We start from the raw sequence: 14897 nt of genomic DNA, 5'->3' as shown, positions 1-14897 counted from the left end.
GTTGCTTCTTCTTTAGCCAGGGCTTATTGACGATGACTATCCGAAACCTCGCCGTGATCGGCGAATGCATGATCGAGCTGTCACAGCAGGGCGCACAGCTGACGCGCGGCTTTGGCGGCGATACCCTCAACACCGCCGTCTACCTCGCCCGCCAAATGCCGAAACAGACGTTGCAGGTGCATTACGTCACCGCGCTCGGCACCGACAGCTTCAGCGGCGAGATGCTGCAGGCCTGGCGGCAGGAGAAGATCGAGACCGGGTTGATTCAGCAGTTCGACAACAAGCTGCCGGGCCTGTACGTGATCGAAACCGACGCCGCCGGCGAACGCACTTTCTACTATTGGCGCAATGACGCCGCCGCCCGCTATTGGCTTGCTGGACCGCAGGCCGACGCACTGTGCGCGCGGCTGGCGCAGTTCGATTACCTGTACCTCAGCGGCATTAGCCTGGCGATCCTCGCGCCTGCCGACCGCACGAAGCTGCTGACGTTGCTGCGCCGCTGTCGCGCCAACGGCGGCCAGGTGATCTTCGACAACAACTACCGCCCGCGTCTGTGGCCAAGCCGTGAGGAAACGCAGCAGGCCTACCGCGAGGTGCTGGCCTGCACCGACATCGCCTTTTTGACGCTGGATGACGAAGAATTGCTGTGGGGAGCGCAGCCGGTTGAACAGATAGTGACGCGCACGCAGGCGCTCGGCGTCGGCGAGATCGTTATCAAACGCGGCGCGAATGCCTGTCTGGTGTTCAATGTGGAGGGGGAGCGGCTTGAGGTGCCGGCGATCGCACTGCCGCCGGAGCGCGTGGTGGATACCACTGCGGCGGGCGACTCTTTCAGCGCCGGCTACCTGGCGGTGCGCCTGAACGGCGGCGGCGCCCGGCAGGCGGCGCAGCGCGGCCACCAGCTTGCTGCGACGGTGATCCAACATCGCGGCGCCATCATTCCCGCAGCGGCGATGCCCGCATAATCAATAAGGCGGCGGCGAAGTCGCCCCGCCGCCCACGCAATGGATCCCAGAAGCATTGATCGGAGGATGATTGAAAGAATTTCCCTGGCGTTGGCTTATTTCCGCCCAGAGCTGCTAAGCTCGGGTCTTGGCATTGCCGTCTTTTTGAATTTATTAGCCGAGTATAAATTTCAATCCGCCGCACTGACTAGCTGGACTTTGGTGCAGGTCGGACTGAGCCGCCGAACGACAGGGAGGTTACCGATGGCCGTCACATTCGCCAACGCCGTCGCCGCAAGACTGCATCTTGATGGCCGGCTACAGGCCTTCAGCCAATTCAAATACGCTTACTTGACCTTCAATAAACACCATCCCGACCGCCATCTGCTGGTATCGAGCTATCCGCAAGAATGGCTGGACATCTACAGTGCCAATCGCTATCAGCGCATCGATCCCGTCGTGCGCGCCGCCCATAACCGCTGTGCGCCCTTTATGTGGCACGACACCGCCCTCACCACCGAGGATCGGCATCACCGGAAGATCTTCAGCCAGGCGCGGGAGTACGACATCGTGCACGGTTGCAGCTTTGTTTTGCACGATCACGACAACAATCTGGCGATCTTGTCGATCAGCGCGACGGCGGCCGATGACGCCGAACTGCGGCAGCTAATGGAGGAAGAAAAGGCCAGCCTGCAGATGGTCTTGGTCGATACCCACCAGCACGCGCTTGCGTTGGCCAGCGCCGAGGCGAGCCGAAAGGATCGGCTCTCGCCGCGCGAAGGGGAAATTCTCTATTGGGCCAGCCAGGGCAAAACCTATAATGAGATCGCGCTGATCCTGGGGATCAAAACCGGCACGGTGAAGTTTCACATCGGCAATGCGGTGCGGAAGCTGGGGGTCGCCAACGCCAAACACGCGATCCGGCGCGGCCTTGAACGGCAACTGATCGCGCCGCCTCAGGCATAAAAAAGCCGGCATTGCAGCCGGCTTTTTGTTTTTTATCTTGCGGAAAATCAGCCCGCAACGGCGATACGTTTCATGTCGGTCATGTAGCCGCGCAGTTTGCGGCCGACGGTTTCGATTGGATGGCTGCGCACCGCTTCGTTCACGTCGCGCAGCTGCGCGTTGTCCACCGCCGTACCCGCCACGGCTTTGCCCAAATCGCCCGCCTGCAGGGTGGTCATGAAGTCCTTCAGCAACGGCACCGCCGCGTTGGCGAACAGGTAGTTACCGTACTCCGCGGTATCGGAGATGACCACGTTCATTTCATACAGACGCTTACGCGCAATGGTGTTGGCGATCAACGGCAGCTCGTGCAGCGACTCGTAGTAAGCCGATTCTTCGATGATGCCGGCATCGACCATGGTTTCGAACGCCAGCTCAACGCCCGCTTTCACCATCGCCACCATCAGCACGCCGTGATCGAAGTACTCTTGCTCGCTGATTTTGCCTTCAAACTGCGGCGCATTCTCGAACGCGGTTTTGCCGGTCTCTTCGCGCCAGGTCAGCAGTTTCACGTCGTCTTCCGCCCAGTCGGCCATCATGCCGCTGGAGAAAGCGCCGGAGATGATGTCGTCCATGTGCTTCTGGAACAGCGGCGCCATGATGGTTTTCAGCTGTTCGGACAGCGCATAGGCGCGCAGCTTGGCCGGGTTGGACAGGCGATCCATCATCAGCGTGATGCCGCCCTGCTTCAGCGCTTCGGTGATGGTTTCCCAGCCGAACTGAATCAGTTTCTCGGCGTAAGCCGGATCGGCGCCTTCAGCAACCAGCTTGTCGAAGCACAGCAGAGAACCCGCCTGCAGCATGCCGCACAGAATGGTCTGCTCGCCCATCAGGTCAGATTTCACTTCAGCGACGAAGGAGGATTCCAGCACGCCGGCGCGGTGGCCGCCGGTCGCCGCCGCCCAGGCCTTGGCGATCGCCATGCCTTCGCCTTTCGGATCGTTTTCCGGGTGAACCGCAATCAGGGTCGGCACGCCGAAGCCGCGCTTGTACTCTTCGCGCACTTCGGTGCCCGGGCACTTCGGCGCGACCATCACCACGGTGAGGTCTTTGCGCACCTGCTCGCCCACTTCAACGATGTTGAAGCCGTGGGAGTAACCCAGCGCCGCGCCGTCTTTCATCAGCGGCTGCACCGCACGCACCACGGAAGAGTGCTGCTTGTCCGGGGTCAGGTTAACCACCAGATCCGCCTGCGGGATCAAATCTTCGTAGGTGCCGACCTTAAAGCCGTTTTCGGTCGCCTTGCGCCAGGAAGCGCGCTTCTCGTCAATCGCTTCTTTGCGCAGGGCATAGGCGACATCCAGACCGGAATCGCGCATGTTCAGCCCCTGGTTCAGCCCCTGGGCGCCACAGCCGACAATCACCACTTTTTTACCTTTCAGGTAGCCGGCTTCGTCAGCAAATTCGTCGCGCGCCATAAAGCGGCATTTACCCAATTGCGCCAACTGCTGACGCAGGTTCAAGGTGTTGAAATAGTTAGCCATGGTGGTACTCCGGTTTGATGTTGTCTTGCATTGTTATTTTCATTCCCCGCCCTGTCTGTGCGGAGATTCGTTAAACTCAATGTATAACAGGAAATGCGTTGCTTAAATTGATATATTGAGAACGTGACATTGCAATTTTTGCAACACTCTCACTGCGAGCGTATCGATATGGATTTACGTGATTTAAAGCTGTTCCTGCATCTGGCCGAAAGCCATCACTTCGGGCGCACCGCCAAGGCGATGCACGTCAGCCCGTCGACGCTCTCCCGCCAGATCCAGCGGCTGGAAGAGATCCTCGGGCAGCCGCTGTTCCTGCGCGATAACCGCACCGTGCAACTCACCGACGCCGGCGAACAGCTGAAAGAATTCGCCCAACAGACGTTGCTGCAGTATCAGCAGCTGAAACACTCGCTCGGCCAGCACGGCCCTTCGCTGAGCGGCGAACTGCGGCTGTTCTGCTCGGTGACCGCGGCGTACAGCCACCTGCCGCCGATCCTCGATCGCTTCCGTGCGCAGCACCCGCTGGTAGAGATCAAGCTGACCACCGGCGATGCCGCCGACGCGGTCGACAAGGTGCAATCCAACGAGGCCGATCTCGGCATCGCCGGCCGGCCGGAAACGCTGCCCGCCAGCGTGGCGTTCACCAAAATCGGCGAAATTCCGCTGGTGCTGATCGCGCCGGCGCTGCCCTGCGCGGTGCGCAGCCAGGCGTTCGCCGACAAGCCCGACTGGGCCGAGATCCCGTTCATCTTGCCGGAGCACGGCCCTTCGCGAAAACGTATCGAACTGTGGTTCCGCCGCCACCGCATCAGCAATCCGCTGATTTACGCTACCGTCGGCGGCCACGAGGCCATCGTGTCGATGGTGGCCCTGGGCTGCGGCATCGCGCTGATCCCAAGCGTGGTGGTGGACAACAGCCCGGAGCCGGTGCGCAACCGCATCTCGCAGCTGGATAACATCTCGATGGTCGAACCCTTCGAACTGGGGGTCTGCGTTCAGAAAAAGCGCCTCAGCGATCCGTTGATCGACGCCTTTTGGCGGTTGCTGCATCCCCGCTGACGCGGGGTTTCAAAGGTCTGCCGGATCGATCTGCTTCATCGCCTCTACCTGCATCAGCCAGTGGTAGAGCGGCTCAAGCTGCAAAAACGCCCCGGCCAGCAGCGGCGCCAGATCGGCGTTGAACAGCTTTTCCACTTCGCTGTCCGTCACCATCACCGCAAACGACTTGCGGTTGTACCAGGTGGCGATCTCCGCCGCCTGCTCCTTCACCAGCGGGCGCTTGTAGCTTTCGCCCACCAGCTCGAACGGCGGCCGGCAGCAGGCGGCCACCTCCAGGAAAGGCTGCGGCCGTTGTTTCAGCGTATGGCGGAACAGATCCATGGTCGGCTTGTTGGCGCTGTAGTAGCCGAGCCCATAGCGCAGCATGTCCGGCCCCAGTTCGAAAAAGTAGACCGGCGCATCTTTCCAGTCTTTACTCGGGCGCTTGAACGTCAGCCACATGCGGCTGCGGTAGCGCGACTTGTCGTGAGAAAACCGCGTATCGCGATGAATGCGCGACAGCGTTTTGCCGATCGCCGGGCGAGTCTCAAACTGCGGATCGATCGCCAGCATGCCGGGAGCCAACTGCTCCACCAGCGCGCGAAACGGCGCCAGCAGCTCGCGATCGTAGATGTCGCGGTTGCCGTCGAACCACGCCTTATCGTTCTCGATCCGCACCTGCTGCAGGAAATTCAGGCCCTGCTGGCTAAAGCCGGAGAAAGGTTGCGTCATAAGTTTTTCCGTTCTGACGGTTTATCGGGTGTTGCGCAGATCTTCCCTCTGCCAACGGCGTTTGATAAACACGCGCCGACGCGTGCGGAAATAAGCGACATACAGGTAGAACGCCGCCCGGTTGCTGAACAGCGCCCCGCCAACCGCGCCCCCCAGCAGCAGGGCGCCGGTGGCGATGCCGGTCATGCCCGCCGCCCACGCCGCCGCGGCGCCGAGGCAACACAGACCGAGCATGCCAAGGTAATATTGCAGCAATACCACCCCGCTGTTTTTACCCTGCACCAGTTGGAACAGGATCAGCGTCATCCACACCGCCACGATCGCGCCGCTGCCCATTAGAACGGCGGCAGAAGTCTTGCCGCTCCAGGCGGCCGCCACGTCCGTGGCCAGGCCCATCACGCCCGCCAGCCCCAGCGTCAGGCATACCATCAGCAACATGACATTGCCGACGCCCGGCGGTGACAGCCGCTGGCCCGGCGTCAGGAAATGCTGCTCAAGCTGCGCATCCACGCCGGCGAAAAGCGCACGATCGCGCGCCGCGATTTGGCTTTCCATCTCCCGGCCCTGCACGATCAGGCGTTTAATCATCCAATCCGCCATTACCTCACCATCTGCGGCAATTTCTGCATAATGCCCACAAAATACTGCCCGGTGGTTTTCACATTCACCGGCGCAGACAGGGTGCCGCTGATGCCGCTGCCCACGAACGTCAATGAGTTATTGAGCGCCGAATGCAGTTGCTGACGCAGCCCGTTTTGGATCGCTTCCGTCGGATAGCGCTTCGGGTATAAGCCGTTCTTCACCATCTCTTTCAAGACGTTATTGGAAATCCCCGGGTTTTCCGCCCGAATGATGTTTTCGGTCAGCCGCTTCCTTTCGCTGCGGGGCATGCTTTTCAGCCATTCCGTCGCCTTGCGCGCCGAAATGCGGCGCATGGCGCGGTAGGTCATCGTCGCTTCCTTCAGGGCGGCCCCCGCGCTGGCCAGCGAGATCACATCGAGTACGGTGCTGGTGGCGATATACCACTGCTCAGAGTCGAGCTGAGCCAATTCATCGCCTTTTCCGTCATAAAGCTTGTTGACGCGGTATAGCCCATTGCCGCACTGCAGCGCGCTGGCGGCCATGCCGGCATAGCCCAGATAAGCCACCGCTGAGCTGGTGCCGCCGGTAAACGGCACGGCGACGCTGCCCGACGCCAGTAAAAATACCGATACCAGCAGCGTTCCGCACGACAGCGCGGCCGAGGCCAACTCTTTGCTGACGCTGGGTTTGCTCAACGCTTCCGACAGCGTATTGGTCGCGGCAACGCGCGAGGTATGAGCCACCGTTTTGCTGATGACCACGTGGGTGACCTGCGAAGCGTTCGAATAACCGGTGTGCTGCGTCGGGCGGACTAAAAATGAGTTTTGCCCGTCGGAAAAAATAATTCCCACGCCATGAAAAGCGAGGCTGCAGTCCAGCGAGTCCTGCAAGGCTTGCAGATTAATATCGCGATAGAACTCTTGTATCCCGGCATTGCCCAACAAGCGGGCAAATTCGGCGTTGGTCAAATCGTCTTCGGGAGAACCGAACGGCGTAGAAAAAGCGGTTTTCATTGTCGTGCATCCCTATACGTCAGAAGTCTTGGCAGTATAAAAATGCACGACAAAATCACAACCATGCAACCTATAAACTGACTAACGCGTCACGGTTGCTTATCAATCCGGCTCACCCCTGCAAAAAGAAGCGGAACGCCGGGTTGTCGGTTTCGTCGTGGCAATCGTAGCCCAGCGCCTGCAGGTGCCGCTCGAATTCCGGCTCGCTTTGCGCCAGTTCAAAGGCCGCCAGCACCCGGCCGAAGTCGGTGCCGTGGCTGCGATAGTGGAACAACGAGATGTTCCAGTGCGTGCCCAGCGTTTGCAGGAACTTCAGCAGCGCGCCCGGCGACTCCGGAAACTCAAAGCTGTACAGCCGTTCGCGCAGCGGCTTCGACGGACGCCCGCCCACCATGTAGCGCACGTGCAGCTTGGCCATCTCATCGTCCGACAGATCCACCACCTGATAACCGCCGGCGTTGAGTTCGTCGATGATCTCCCGTCGTTCGGCGTGGCCGCGCGTCAGACGCACGCCGACGAAAATGCAGGCGTTGTCGGCATCGGCGTAGCGGTAGTTGAATTCGGTCACCGAGCGCCCGCCCAGCAGTTGGCAGAACTTGAGGAAGCTGCCCTGTTGTTCCGGAATGGTCACCGCCAGCAGCGCTTCGCGTTGTTCGCCCAGTTCGCAGCGCTCGGAAACGTAGCGCAGCCCGTGGAAGTTGAGGTTGGCGCCGGACAGCACGTGCGCCAGACGCTCGCCCTGAATGTTGTGCTGCTGGACGTACTTTTTCAGCCCCGCCAAAGCCAGCGCGCCGGAAGGCTCGGCAATGGCGCGCACGTCCTCGAACAGATCTTTGACCGCCGCGCAGATGGCGTCGCTGTCCACGGTGATCACGTCGTCCAGATACTCACGGCACAGGCGGAAGGTTTCGTCGCCGATGCGCTTCACCGCCACGCCTTCGGCGAACAGCCCGACGCGCGCCAGATCCACCGGATGGCCGGCATCCAGCGCCGCGCGCAGGCAGGCGGAGTCTTCCGCTTCGACGCCGATCACTTTGATCTGCGGCATCAGCTGTTTGATCAGCACCGCCACCCCGGCGGCCAGGCCGCCGCCGCCGACCGGCACGAAAACCCGATCCAGATGCGCGTCTTGCTGCAGCAGCTCCATCGCCAGCGTGCCCTGCCCGGCGATCACCGTCGGGTGATCGAACGGCGGCACAAAGGTCATGCCCTGCTGCTGGGAAAGCTCGATCGCCTTCGCTTTGGCCTCGTCGAAATTGGCACCGTGCAGCAACACTTCACCGCCGAAGCCGCGCACCGCATCCACCTTGATGTCAGCGGTGGAGACCGGCATCACGATCAGCGTTTTGATGCCCAGCCGTTTACCGGAGAAGGCGACGCCCTGCGCGTGGTTGCCGGCCGAAGCCGTCACGACGCCGCGCGCCTTCTGCTCTTCGTCCAGCCCGGCGATCATCGCATAGGCCCCGCGCAGCTTGAAGCTGTGCACCGGCTGGCGATCTTCGCGCTTCACCAAAATGGTGTTGCCGAGGCGCGAAGAGATTTTGCTCATGGCCTGCAACGGGGTGACCTGCGCCACCTCGTAAACCGGCGAGCGCAGTACCGCTCGCAGATATTCCGCGCCGCAGGGGGCGCTGGGTAGGGGTTGAGAGACCGCCATGCTGCTTATCCCCCCAGTTTGCTCTTGTCGCGCACCGCGCCTTTGTCGGCGCTGGTGGCCAACGAGGCGTAGGCGCGCAGCGCGAAGGATACCTGACGTTCACGGTTTTTCGGCGTCCAGGCCGCGTCGCCGCGCGCCAGTTCCGCCTCATGCCGCGCCGCCAGCTCCTGCTCGCTGACGTCCAGCTGGATGCCGCGATGAGGAATGTCGATTGCGATCATGTCACCGTCCTGCACCAGGGCGATCAGGCCGCCGCTGGCCGCTTCCGGCGAAGCGTGGCCGATGGACAACCCGGAGGTGCCGCCGGAGAAACGCCCGTCGGTGATCAGCGCGCACGCCTTGCCCAGCCCCATCGATTTCAGGTAAGTGGTTGGATAAAGCATTTCCTGCATGCCCGGGCCGCCTTTCGGCCCTTCGTAACGGATAACGACCACGTCGCCCGCCACCACTTTGCCGCCGAGGATGGCGTCTACCGCCTCATCCTGGCTTTCATAGACTTTGGCCGGGCCGCGGAAGGTGAGGATTTCTTTATCTACGCCGGCGGTTTTGACGATGCAGCCGTTTTCCGCCAGGTTGCCGTACAGCACCGCCAATCCGCCGTCCTGACTGTAGGCGTGCTCACGGGTGCGGATGCAGCCTTCCTTGCGGTCGGTGTCCAGCGAATCCCAACGGCAGTCCTGAGAGAATGCCTGCGTGGTGCGGATACCGGCCGGCCCGGCGGAGTACATTTTCTTGACGCTTTCGTCGCGGGTCAGCATCACGTCGTAGGCTTCCAGCGTCTGCGGCAGGGTCAGCCCCAGCACATTGTTCACTTCGCGGTTCAGCAAGCCGGCGCGATCCAGCTCGCCGAGGATGCCGATCACGCCACCGGCGCGGTGCACGTCTTCCATGTGATATTTCTGCGTGCTCGGCGCCACCTTGCACAGGTGCGGCACTTTGCGCGACAGGCGATCGATGTCCTCCATGGTGAAGTCCACCTCGCCTTCCTGCGCCGAAGCCAGCAGGTGCAGCACGGTGTTGGTCGAGCCGCCCATGGCGATGTCCAGCGTCATGGCGTTTTCAAATGCCGCCTTGTTGGCGATATTGCGCGGCAGCGCGCTCTCGTCGTCCTGCTCGTAATAGCGTTTGGTCAGCTCGACGATGCGCTTGCCGGCGTTGAGGAACAGTTCCTTGCGATCGGCGTGGGTGGCCAGCAGCGAACCGTTGCCCGGCTGCGACAGGCCCAGCGCTTCGGTCAGGCAGTTCATTGAGTTGGCGGTGAACATGCCGGAGCAAGAGCCGCAGGTCGGGCAGGCGGAACGCTCGATCTGCTCGCTGTCGGCGTCGCTGACGTTCGGGTTCGCGCCCTGGATCATCGCGTCCACCAGATCCAGCTTGATGATCTGGTTGGAGAGTTTGGTCTTGCCGGCTTCCATCGGACCGCCGGAGACGAAGATCACCGGAATATTCAGGCGCAACGCCGCCATCAGCATGCCCGGGGTGATCTTGTCACAGTTGGAGATGCACACCATCGCATCGGCGCAGTGGGCGTTCACCATGTATTCGACCGAGTCGGCGATCAGTTCGCGCGACGGCAGGGAATAGAGCATGCCGCCGTGGCCCATGGCGATGCCGTCATCCACCGCAATGGTGTTGAACTCTTTGGCCACGCCGCCGGAGGCTTCGATCTGTTCGGCGACCAGTTTGCCCAGATCGCGCAGATGCACATGGCCAGGCACGAACTGGGTAAAGGAGTTGACCACGGCGATGATTGGCTTGCCGAAATCGGCGTCGGTCATCCCGGTCGCGCGCCACAATGCGCGGGCACCCGCCATATTGCGGCCGTGGGTGGTGGTGGCGGAACGGTACTTAGGCATGCTCTTTTCACTCCAAATGTATTTATGACAGGCGGCGAACGAACCGCCTGGATATTCTTATCTTGTCTGTCTTGTCGTCCGCCACGCTGCGCGGCGAACCTTATCGTTACGGATTGACCGGATCCAGCCAACCGTATTTGTCTTCGGTCTTGCCGCTGAACAGGCCGAAGAACGCCTGTTGGATCTGTTTGGTCACCGGGCCGCATTTGCCGATGCCGACCTGAATGCCGTCCACGCTGCGCACCGGCGTGATCTCCGCCGCGGTGCCGGACATGAACACTTCGTCGGCCAGGTACAGCGATTCGCGCGACAGCACCTGCTCGCGCACCTCGAAGCCCATGTCTTTCGCCAGCTTGATGATCGCGTCGCGGGTAATGCCCGGCAGCGCCGAAGAGGTGAATGGCGGGGTATAGAGCACGCCGTCTTTCACTTCAAACAGGTTTTCGCCCGCCCCTTCGGAAATGTAACCGTGCACGTCGAGCGCAATGCCTTCCTGATAGCCGTGGCGACGCGCTTCGCTGCCCACCAGCAGGGAGGAAAGATAATTGCCGCCGGCCTTGGCCGCAGTGGGGATCGTGTTTGGTGCGACGCGGTGCCAGGAGGAGACCATCGCATCGATGCCTTGATCCAGCGCTTCTTCACCCAGGTAAGCGCCCCAAGGAAACGCCGCGATAATCACGTCCGTTTTATAACCGGCCGGCGGGTTAACGCCCATGCCGACATCGCCGACGAACACCAGCGGGCGAATGTACGCGCTGACCAGGTTGTTCTTGCGCAGCGTAGCGCGGCAGGCTTCCATCAGCTCGTCGACGCTTTGCGACACCGGCATGCGGTAGATTTTCGCCGAATCGTGCAGGCGCTGCATATGCTCGCGATGACGGAATACCACCGGCCCCAAGTGCGAGTCGTAGCAGCGCACCCCTTCAAACACCGACGTGCCGTAATGCAACGCGTGCGACATCACGTGCACTTTGGCCTCGGCCCAAGGAACCATCTCACCATTGAACCAAATGTAATCGGCTTTCTTTGTCATTGTTATTTATCCTTCTCGGCGCCTCAGGCGCGTATTTGTTGTGATGTTGGCTGCTGGATCTCGACGCAGGAGACGTCCATCAGTTTGCTTAATTGAGATGACAACAGGGCGACCGGGCGCGGGCTGGCAACGGTCAATTCGATATTGATGCTGTCGGCGTTGGCCGGGGAAACCATATTCATAGCACAAACCTGAAAGCCGCGATGACGCACGACCCGCAATACGCGCTCTAACATTTCGGGGCGAAAACGCGCCTGGATCGAGAGTTGATGCTGCATCATGATATTTCCTCCAACATGGTTTCGTTACCGGCGCCCGGCGGCACCAGCGGCCAGACGTTTTCGAGTTCGTCGATAGAGACCTGCAGCAGATAAGGGCCTTCGGTGTTGAACAGCGCCTCGAGCGCGCCCTCCACCTGATCCTTGCGGCTGATGCGCTGGCCGGGAATGCCGAAGGCGGCGGCCAGCATCAGGAAGTCGGGGTTATCGGACAGGTCGGTTTCGCTGTAGCGGCCGTCGAAGAACAGCTGCTGCCATTGGCGCACCATTCCGAGGCGCTGGTTGTCCAGCAGCACGATCTTCAGCGGCAGCTGTTTGCGCTTGATGGTGCCCAGTTCCTGCACGTTCATCATGAAGGAACCATCGCCCGAGACGCAGATCACCGTATCTTGCGGGCGGGCAATTTGGGCCCCTACCGCCGCCGGCACGCCGAACCCCATGGTGCCGAGACCGCTGGAGGTGATGAAATTCTCCGGGCGCTCGAACGTCATGTGTTGCGCGCTCCACATCTGGTGCTGGCCGACGTCGGTGGTCACCACGCTGTTGGCCGGCTTGCGGGCGGACAGCTGGCGCAAGAACAGCGGCGCGTAGATCGGCTGGCCGGGGTGATCGTAGCGGCAGGCGTGCTCGGCTTTCAGCGCCGTCACCTGCTGCTGCCAGGCGGCGATGTTCAGCGGGCGCTGCAACGCCGGCAGCAACGTTTTCAGATCGCCCTGCAGGGCCACATGCGCCTGGCGCAGCTTGCTCATTTCCGCCGGGTCGATATCCATGTGGATCACTTTGGCGTGCGGCGCGAAGGCGTTCAGTTTGCCGGTCACGCGGTCATCGAAACGCGCGCCGACGGCGATCAGCAAATCGCACTCCTGCACCGCCAGGTTAGCGGCCTTGGTGCCGTGCATGCCCAGCATGCCGAGGTACAGCGGATCTTGCGCATCCGGCGCGCCCAGCCCCTTCAGGGTGGCGACGTTCGGCATGCGGGTCACGGCGATGAACTCGCGCAGCGCCGGCACCGCCTGCGCCATGCCCACGCCGCCGCCGACGTACAGCATCGGTTTATGCGCCTGCGCCAACAGCTCAGCCGCCTCGGCCAACGCCGCCGCCGGGAACGCCGGCGCTTCGTCGACCGGCATCAGATGCGGGTGCAAGTCGCCCTGCGCCAGCTGGATGTCTTTCGGGATATCGATCAGCACCGGACCGGGACGGCCGCCGGCGGCGATGGCGAACGCTTCCGCCATGATGCCCGGCAAGGCGTCCAGCGACTCCACCAGGAAGCTGTGCTTGGTGCAGGCCAGAGACAGGCCGAGAACATCGATCTCCTGAAAGGCATCGGTGCCGATCAGCGCGGAACCCACCTGACCGGTGATGGCGACAACGGGAACAGAATCGAGCAGCGCATCAGCCAGGCCGGTGATCAGGTTGGTGGCGCCGGGGCCGGAAGTGGCGATGCAAACGCCGACTTTGCCGGTGGCGCGGGCGTAGCCGATGGCGGCCATGGCGGCGCCCTGTTCATGGCGGCACAGCAGGTGTTCCACGCCGCCGTCATACAACGCATCGTACACCGGCATGATTGCCCCGCCCGGATAGCCGAATACGGTATCCACCCCCTGCGCACGCAACGCTTGAACTACCCACTGAGCGCCATTCATGGTTATTTCCCCGCCTTACTTCGACAACTGCAGGATTTTGTTCTGTTTTTCATGTTCTGCCCCTTGCTCCACTTTTCTCTTGCCAATAAAAAACCCCCGGACCTGACGGTGCGGGGGTTCTCTTGCGATTCCGGCTTGTTTGCTAAGCCTTTCTTCGTCCAAGTGCAGCCCCGCACGGTGGGATAATAATCACCACCACGCTAATCACGACTAGGCTAATCACTTGGGCAAAGGCTTTCATAATGGGTTTGTTCACTGTGCTCATTCAGAACTAATGCTTACAGAGGTATCATAGTCGCGCGCGGCATGACAACACTTTTTTTGCGTTATTATTCGGCGCAATCTGGTCATACCTCACGCGAATCGCCCATCTTTCACACGTTGGCGCGCATACCCGGATTTTCTACCGCGTCGGTGATCGCCTTGCCGCGCGTATCCTTGCCGAAGAACACCAACAGGGCGATCGCCACCGCCACCGTACCGGCGACGATCGCCATCGCCAGGCCGTAATTATGCCCATGATGCTCGGCGATGGTGGCTTGCAGCGTGGCGTTGACCGAAGCGATCAGGTTACCCAGTTGGTACACAAACCCCGGCAGCACCGCGCGGGTATTGGCCGGCACCAACTCGGTCAGGTAGGTCGGCACCACGCCCCAGGCGCCCTGCACCATGAACTGCATCAGGAAAGCGCCGATCCCCAACATCAGCGAACCGCTGGAAAACGCCCACAGCGGGATCACCGGCAGCGCCAGCAGTGCGGCAATGATGATCGCTTTTTTGCGGCCGATCTTTTCCGACAACGAACCGAAGAAAACACCGCCGATAATTGACGCGATATTGTAGCTAATGGCGATGATACTGACGGTTTTAGGGTCGAAACCGTGCTGAACTTTCAGAAACACCGGATACAGATCCTGCGTGCCGTGGGAGAAGAAATTGAACGCCGCCATCAGCAGCACCAGATAGCAGCACAGCTTCCAGTGGCTCTTCAACACCGGCAATAAAGCCGTGCTTTCTTTGCGCTCACGCGCCGCCAGCCACACCGGCGACTCCTGCACGCAATAATAAATAAACGGCAGCAGCAGGATCGGCGCCGCGCCGATGACGAACATGCCGCGCCAGCCGACCGTTTCGAACAGCAGGCCGTACACCACCGCCGCCAGCAGATAACCGAACGGATAGCCGGCCTGGAAAATGCCCGACATCAGGCCGCGTGAGCGGTCCGGTATGGTTTCCATCGCCAACGACGACGCCACGCCCCAGATGCCGCCCATCGCGACACCGTACAACACCCGCAACAGCAAGAAGACCGTCAGCGAGGGCGCGGCGGCGGAGAGCAGCTCAAACACCGAGAAAAAGACGATATTCAACATCAGGATCGGTTTGCGGCCATACTTTTCCGCCGCACGCCCGAAGATCAGCGCGCCAATCGGGCGCACCGCCAGCGTGAGCAGAATCGCCAACGTGACCTGTTCCAGACCGACGTGAAAGGATTGCGCGATGTCGCTGAGTAAGAATACCAGCACGAAAAAATCGAAAGCGTCGAGCGTCCAGCTTGAAAAGCTGGCGATTGCCGCGTTGCGTTGCAGCGGGGTCCAACCAAACATAGTGTTATCCCTACCGTAGAGT

The 14897-nt window shown here is 61.2% G+C and carries 14 protein-coding genes; 3 read left to right on the top strand and 11 right to left on the bottom strand.

Annotated elements, in window-relative coordinates; translation table 11 throughout:
* Positions 1 to 32 precede the first annotated feature (32 nt).
* Both CRO23_RS00775 and CRO23_RS00770 read left to right on the top strand, forming a co-directional pair.
* Positions 33 to 965 carry a sugar kinase gene (locus CRO23_RS00775; protein ID WP_097101213.1) on the top strand — a complete coding sequence of 311 codons (933 nt, stop codon included), beginning with the start codon at positions 33 to 35 and terminating at the stop codon, positions 963 to 965.
* Between the two features lie 243 nt (positions 966 to 1208).
* The gene (locus CRO23_RS00770; protein WP_079450474.1) at positions 1209 to 1910 is read left to right on the top strand and encodes a LuxR family transcriptional regulator; all 702 of its coding nucleotides are present in this window, start codon (positions 1209 to 1211) and stop codon (positions 1908 to 1910) included.
* A gap of 47 nt (positions 1911 to 1957) precedes the next feature.
* Here CRO23_RS00770 and ilvC read toward each other — a convergent pair whose 3' ends face one another.
* Positions 1958 to 3433, bottom strand: coding sequence for a ketol-acid reductoisomerase (gene ilvC / locus CRO23_RS00765; protein WP_016930469.1), 1476 nt, complete (start codon positions 3431 to 3433; stop codon positions 1958 to 1960).
* A 168-nt stretch (positions 3434 to 3601) separates the two neighbouring features.
* Here ilvC and ilvY point away from each other — a divergent pair, with 168 nt between their 5' ends.
* A complete protein-coding gene (gene ilvY / locus CRO23_RS00760; protein WP_004929971.1) occupies positions 3602 to 4492 on the top strand; it encodes an HTH-type transcriptional activator IlvY in 891 nt (296 codons plus the stop codon).
* A gap of 9 nt (positions 4493 to 4501) precedes the next feature.
* Here ilvY and CRO23_RS00755 read toward each other — a convergent pair whose 3' ends face one another.
* The 10 genes from CRO23_RS00755 to CRO23_RS00710 all read right to left on the bottom strand — a co-directional run bounded on the left by CRO23_RS00755 (position 4502) and on the right by CRO23_RS00710 (position 14875).
* Positions 4502 to 5203 (bottom strand): DUF2461 domain-containing protein, encoded by a 702-nt coding sequence (locus tag CRO23_RS00755; RefSeq protein ID WP_016930470.1) that lies wholly within the window; start codon positions 5201 to 5203, stop codon positions 4502 to 4504.
* Positions 5204 to 5224: 21 nt separating this feature from the next.
* Positions 5225 to 5803, bottom strand: coding sequence for a hypothetical protein (locus CRO23_RS00750; RefSeq protein ID WP_016930471.1), 579 nt, complete (start codon positions 5801 to 5803; stop codon positions 5225 to 5227).
* Positions 5803 to 6798, bottom strand: a complete 996-nt coding sequence (locus CRO23_RS00745; protein ID WP_097101211.1) for a hypothetical protein — start codon at positions 6796 to 6798, stop codon at positions 5803 to 5805. Before CRO23_RS00745 ends, CRO23_RS00750 begins: the two co-directional genes overlap by 1 nt.
* 112 nt (positions 6799 to 6910) lie before the next feature.
* Positions 6911 to 8455, bottom strand: coding sequence for a threonine ammonia-lyase, biosynthetic (gene ilvA, locus CRO23_RS00740; protein ID WP_016930473.1), 1545 nt, complete (start codon positions 8453 to 8455; stop codon positions 6911 to 6913).
* A 5-nt stretch (positions 8456 to 8460) separates the two neighbouring features.
* Positions 8461 to 10311 (bottom strand): dihydroxy-acid dehydratase, encoded by a 1851-nt coding sequence (gene ilvD, locus CRO23_RS00735; protein ID WP_033631836.1) that lies wholly within the window; start codon positions 10309 to 10311, stop codon positions 8461 to 8463.
* 106 nt (positions 10312 to 10417) lie between these two features.
* Complete coding sequence (locus tag CRO23_RS00730) at positions 10418 to 11344, bottom strand: branched-chain amino acid transaminase (protein WP_016930475.1); 927 nt, start codon at positions 11342 to 11344, stop codon at positions 10418 to 10420.
* Between the two features lie 23 nt (positions 11345 to 11367).
* Positions 11368 to 11625, bottom strand: a complete 258-nt coding sequence (gene ilvM, locus CRO23_RS00725) for an acetolactate synthase 2 small subunit (RefSeq protein WP_004929955.1) — start codon at positions 11623 to 11625, stop codon at positions 11368 to 11370.
* Positions 11622 to 13268: an acetolactate synthase 2 catalytic subunit gene (gene ilvG / locus CRO23_RS00720; RefSeq protein ID WP_097101209.1), complete on the bottom strand. Its 1647-nt coding sequence runs from the start codon at positions 13266 to 13268 to the stop codon at positions 11622 to 11624. Before ilvG ends, ilvM begins: the two co-directional genes overlap by 4 nt.
* Before the next feature lie 142 nt (positions 13269 to 13410).
* Positions 13411 to 13509: an ilv operon leader peptide gene (ilvL, locus tag CRO23_RS00715; protein WP_013814970.1), complete on the bottom strand. Its 99-nt coding sequence runs from the start codon at positions 13507 to 13509 to the stop codon at positions 13411 to 13413.
* 133 nt (positions 13510 to 13642) lie between these two features.
* Positions 13643 to 14875: an MFS transporter gene (locus tag CRO23_RS00710; protein ID WP_004929950.1), complete on the bottom strand. Its 1233-nt coding sequence runs from the start codon at positions 14873 to 14875 to the stop codon at positions 13643 to 13645.
* Positions 14876 to 14897 lie beyond the last annotated feature (22 nt).

It is taken from the genome of Serratia sp. JKS296, assembly GCF_900215445.1.
GTDB classification, from domain to species: Bacteria; Pseudomonadota; Gammaproteobacteria; order Enterobacterales; family Enterobacteriaceae; genus Serratia; species Serratia marcescens.
The sequence above is the reverse complement of the archived record's forward strand: the minus strand, read 5'-3'. Positions and strand labels throughout refer to the sequence as shown.

Excerpts from the sequence above, each read along its gene's own strand:
- CRO23_RS00775 (WP_097101213.1), top strand. The coding sequence starts at position 33 with ATGACTATCCGAAACCTCGCCGTGATCGGCGAATGCATGATCGAGCTG.
- CRO23_RS00770 (WP_079450474.1), top strand. The coding sequence starts at position 1,209 with ATGGCCGTCACATTCGCCAACGCCGTCGCCGCAAGACTGCATCTTGAT.
- ilvC (WP_016930469.1), bottom strand. The coding sequence starts at position 3,433 with ATGGCTAACTATTTCAACACCTTGAACCTGCGTCAGCAGTTGGCGCAA.
- ilvY (WP_004929971.1), top strand. The coding sequence starts at position 3,602 with ATGGATTTACGTGATTTAAAGCTGTTCCTGCATCTGGCCGAAAGCCAT.
- CRO23_RS00755 (WP_016930470.1), bottom strand. The coding sequence starts at position 5,203 with ATGACGCAACCTTTCTCCGGCTTTAGCCAGCAGGGCCTGAATTTCCTG.
- CRO23_RS00750 (WP_016930471.1), bottom strand. The coding sequence starts at position 5,803 with ATGGCGGATTGGATGATTAAACGCCTGATCGTGCAGGGCCGGGAGATG.
- CRO23_RS00745 (WP_097101211.1), bottom strand. The coding sequence starts at position 6,798 with ATGAAAACCGCTTTTTCTACGCCGTTCGGTTCTCCCGAAGACGATTTG.
- ilvA (WP_016930473.1), bottom strand. The coding sequence starts at position 8,455 with ATGGCGGTCTCTCAACCCCTACCCAGCGCCCCCTGCGGCGCGGAATAT.
- ilvD (WP_033631836.1), bottom strand. The coding sequence starts at position 10,311 with ATGCCTAAGTACCGTTCCGCCACCACCACCCACGGCCGCAATATGGCG.
- CRO23_RS00730 (WP_016930475.1), bottom strand. The coding sequence starts at position 11,344 with ATGACAAAGAAAGCCGATTACATTTGGTTCAATGGTGAGATGGTTCCT.
- ilvM (WP_004929955.1), bottom strand. The coding sequence starts at position 11,625 with ATGATGCAGCATCAACTCTCGATCCAGGCGCGTTTTCGCCCCGAAATG.
- ilvG (WP_097101209.1), bottom strand. The coding sequence starts at position 13,268 with ATGAATGGCGCTCAGTGGGTAGTTCAAGCGTTGCGTGCGCAGGGGGTG.
- ilvL (WP_013814970.1), bottom strand. The coding sequence starts at position 13,509 with ATGAAAGCCTTTGCCCAAGTGATTAGCCTAGTCGTGATTAGCGTGGTG.
- CRO23_RS00710 (WP_004929950.1), bottom strand. The coding sequence starts at position 14,875 with ATGTTTGGTTGGACCCCGCTGCAACGCAACGCGGCAATCGCCAGCTTT.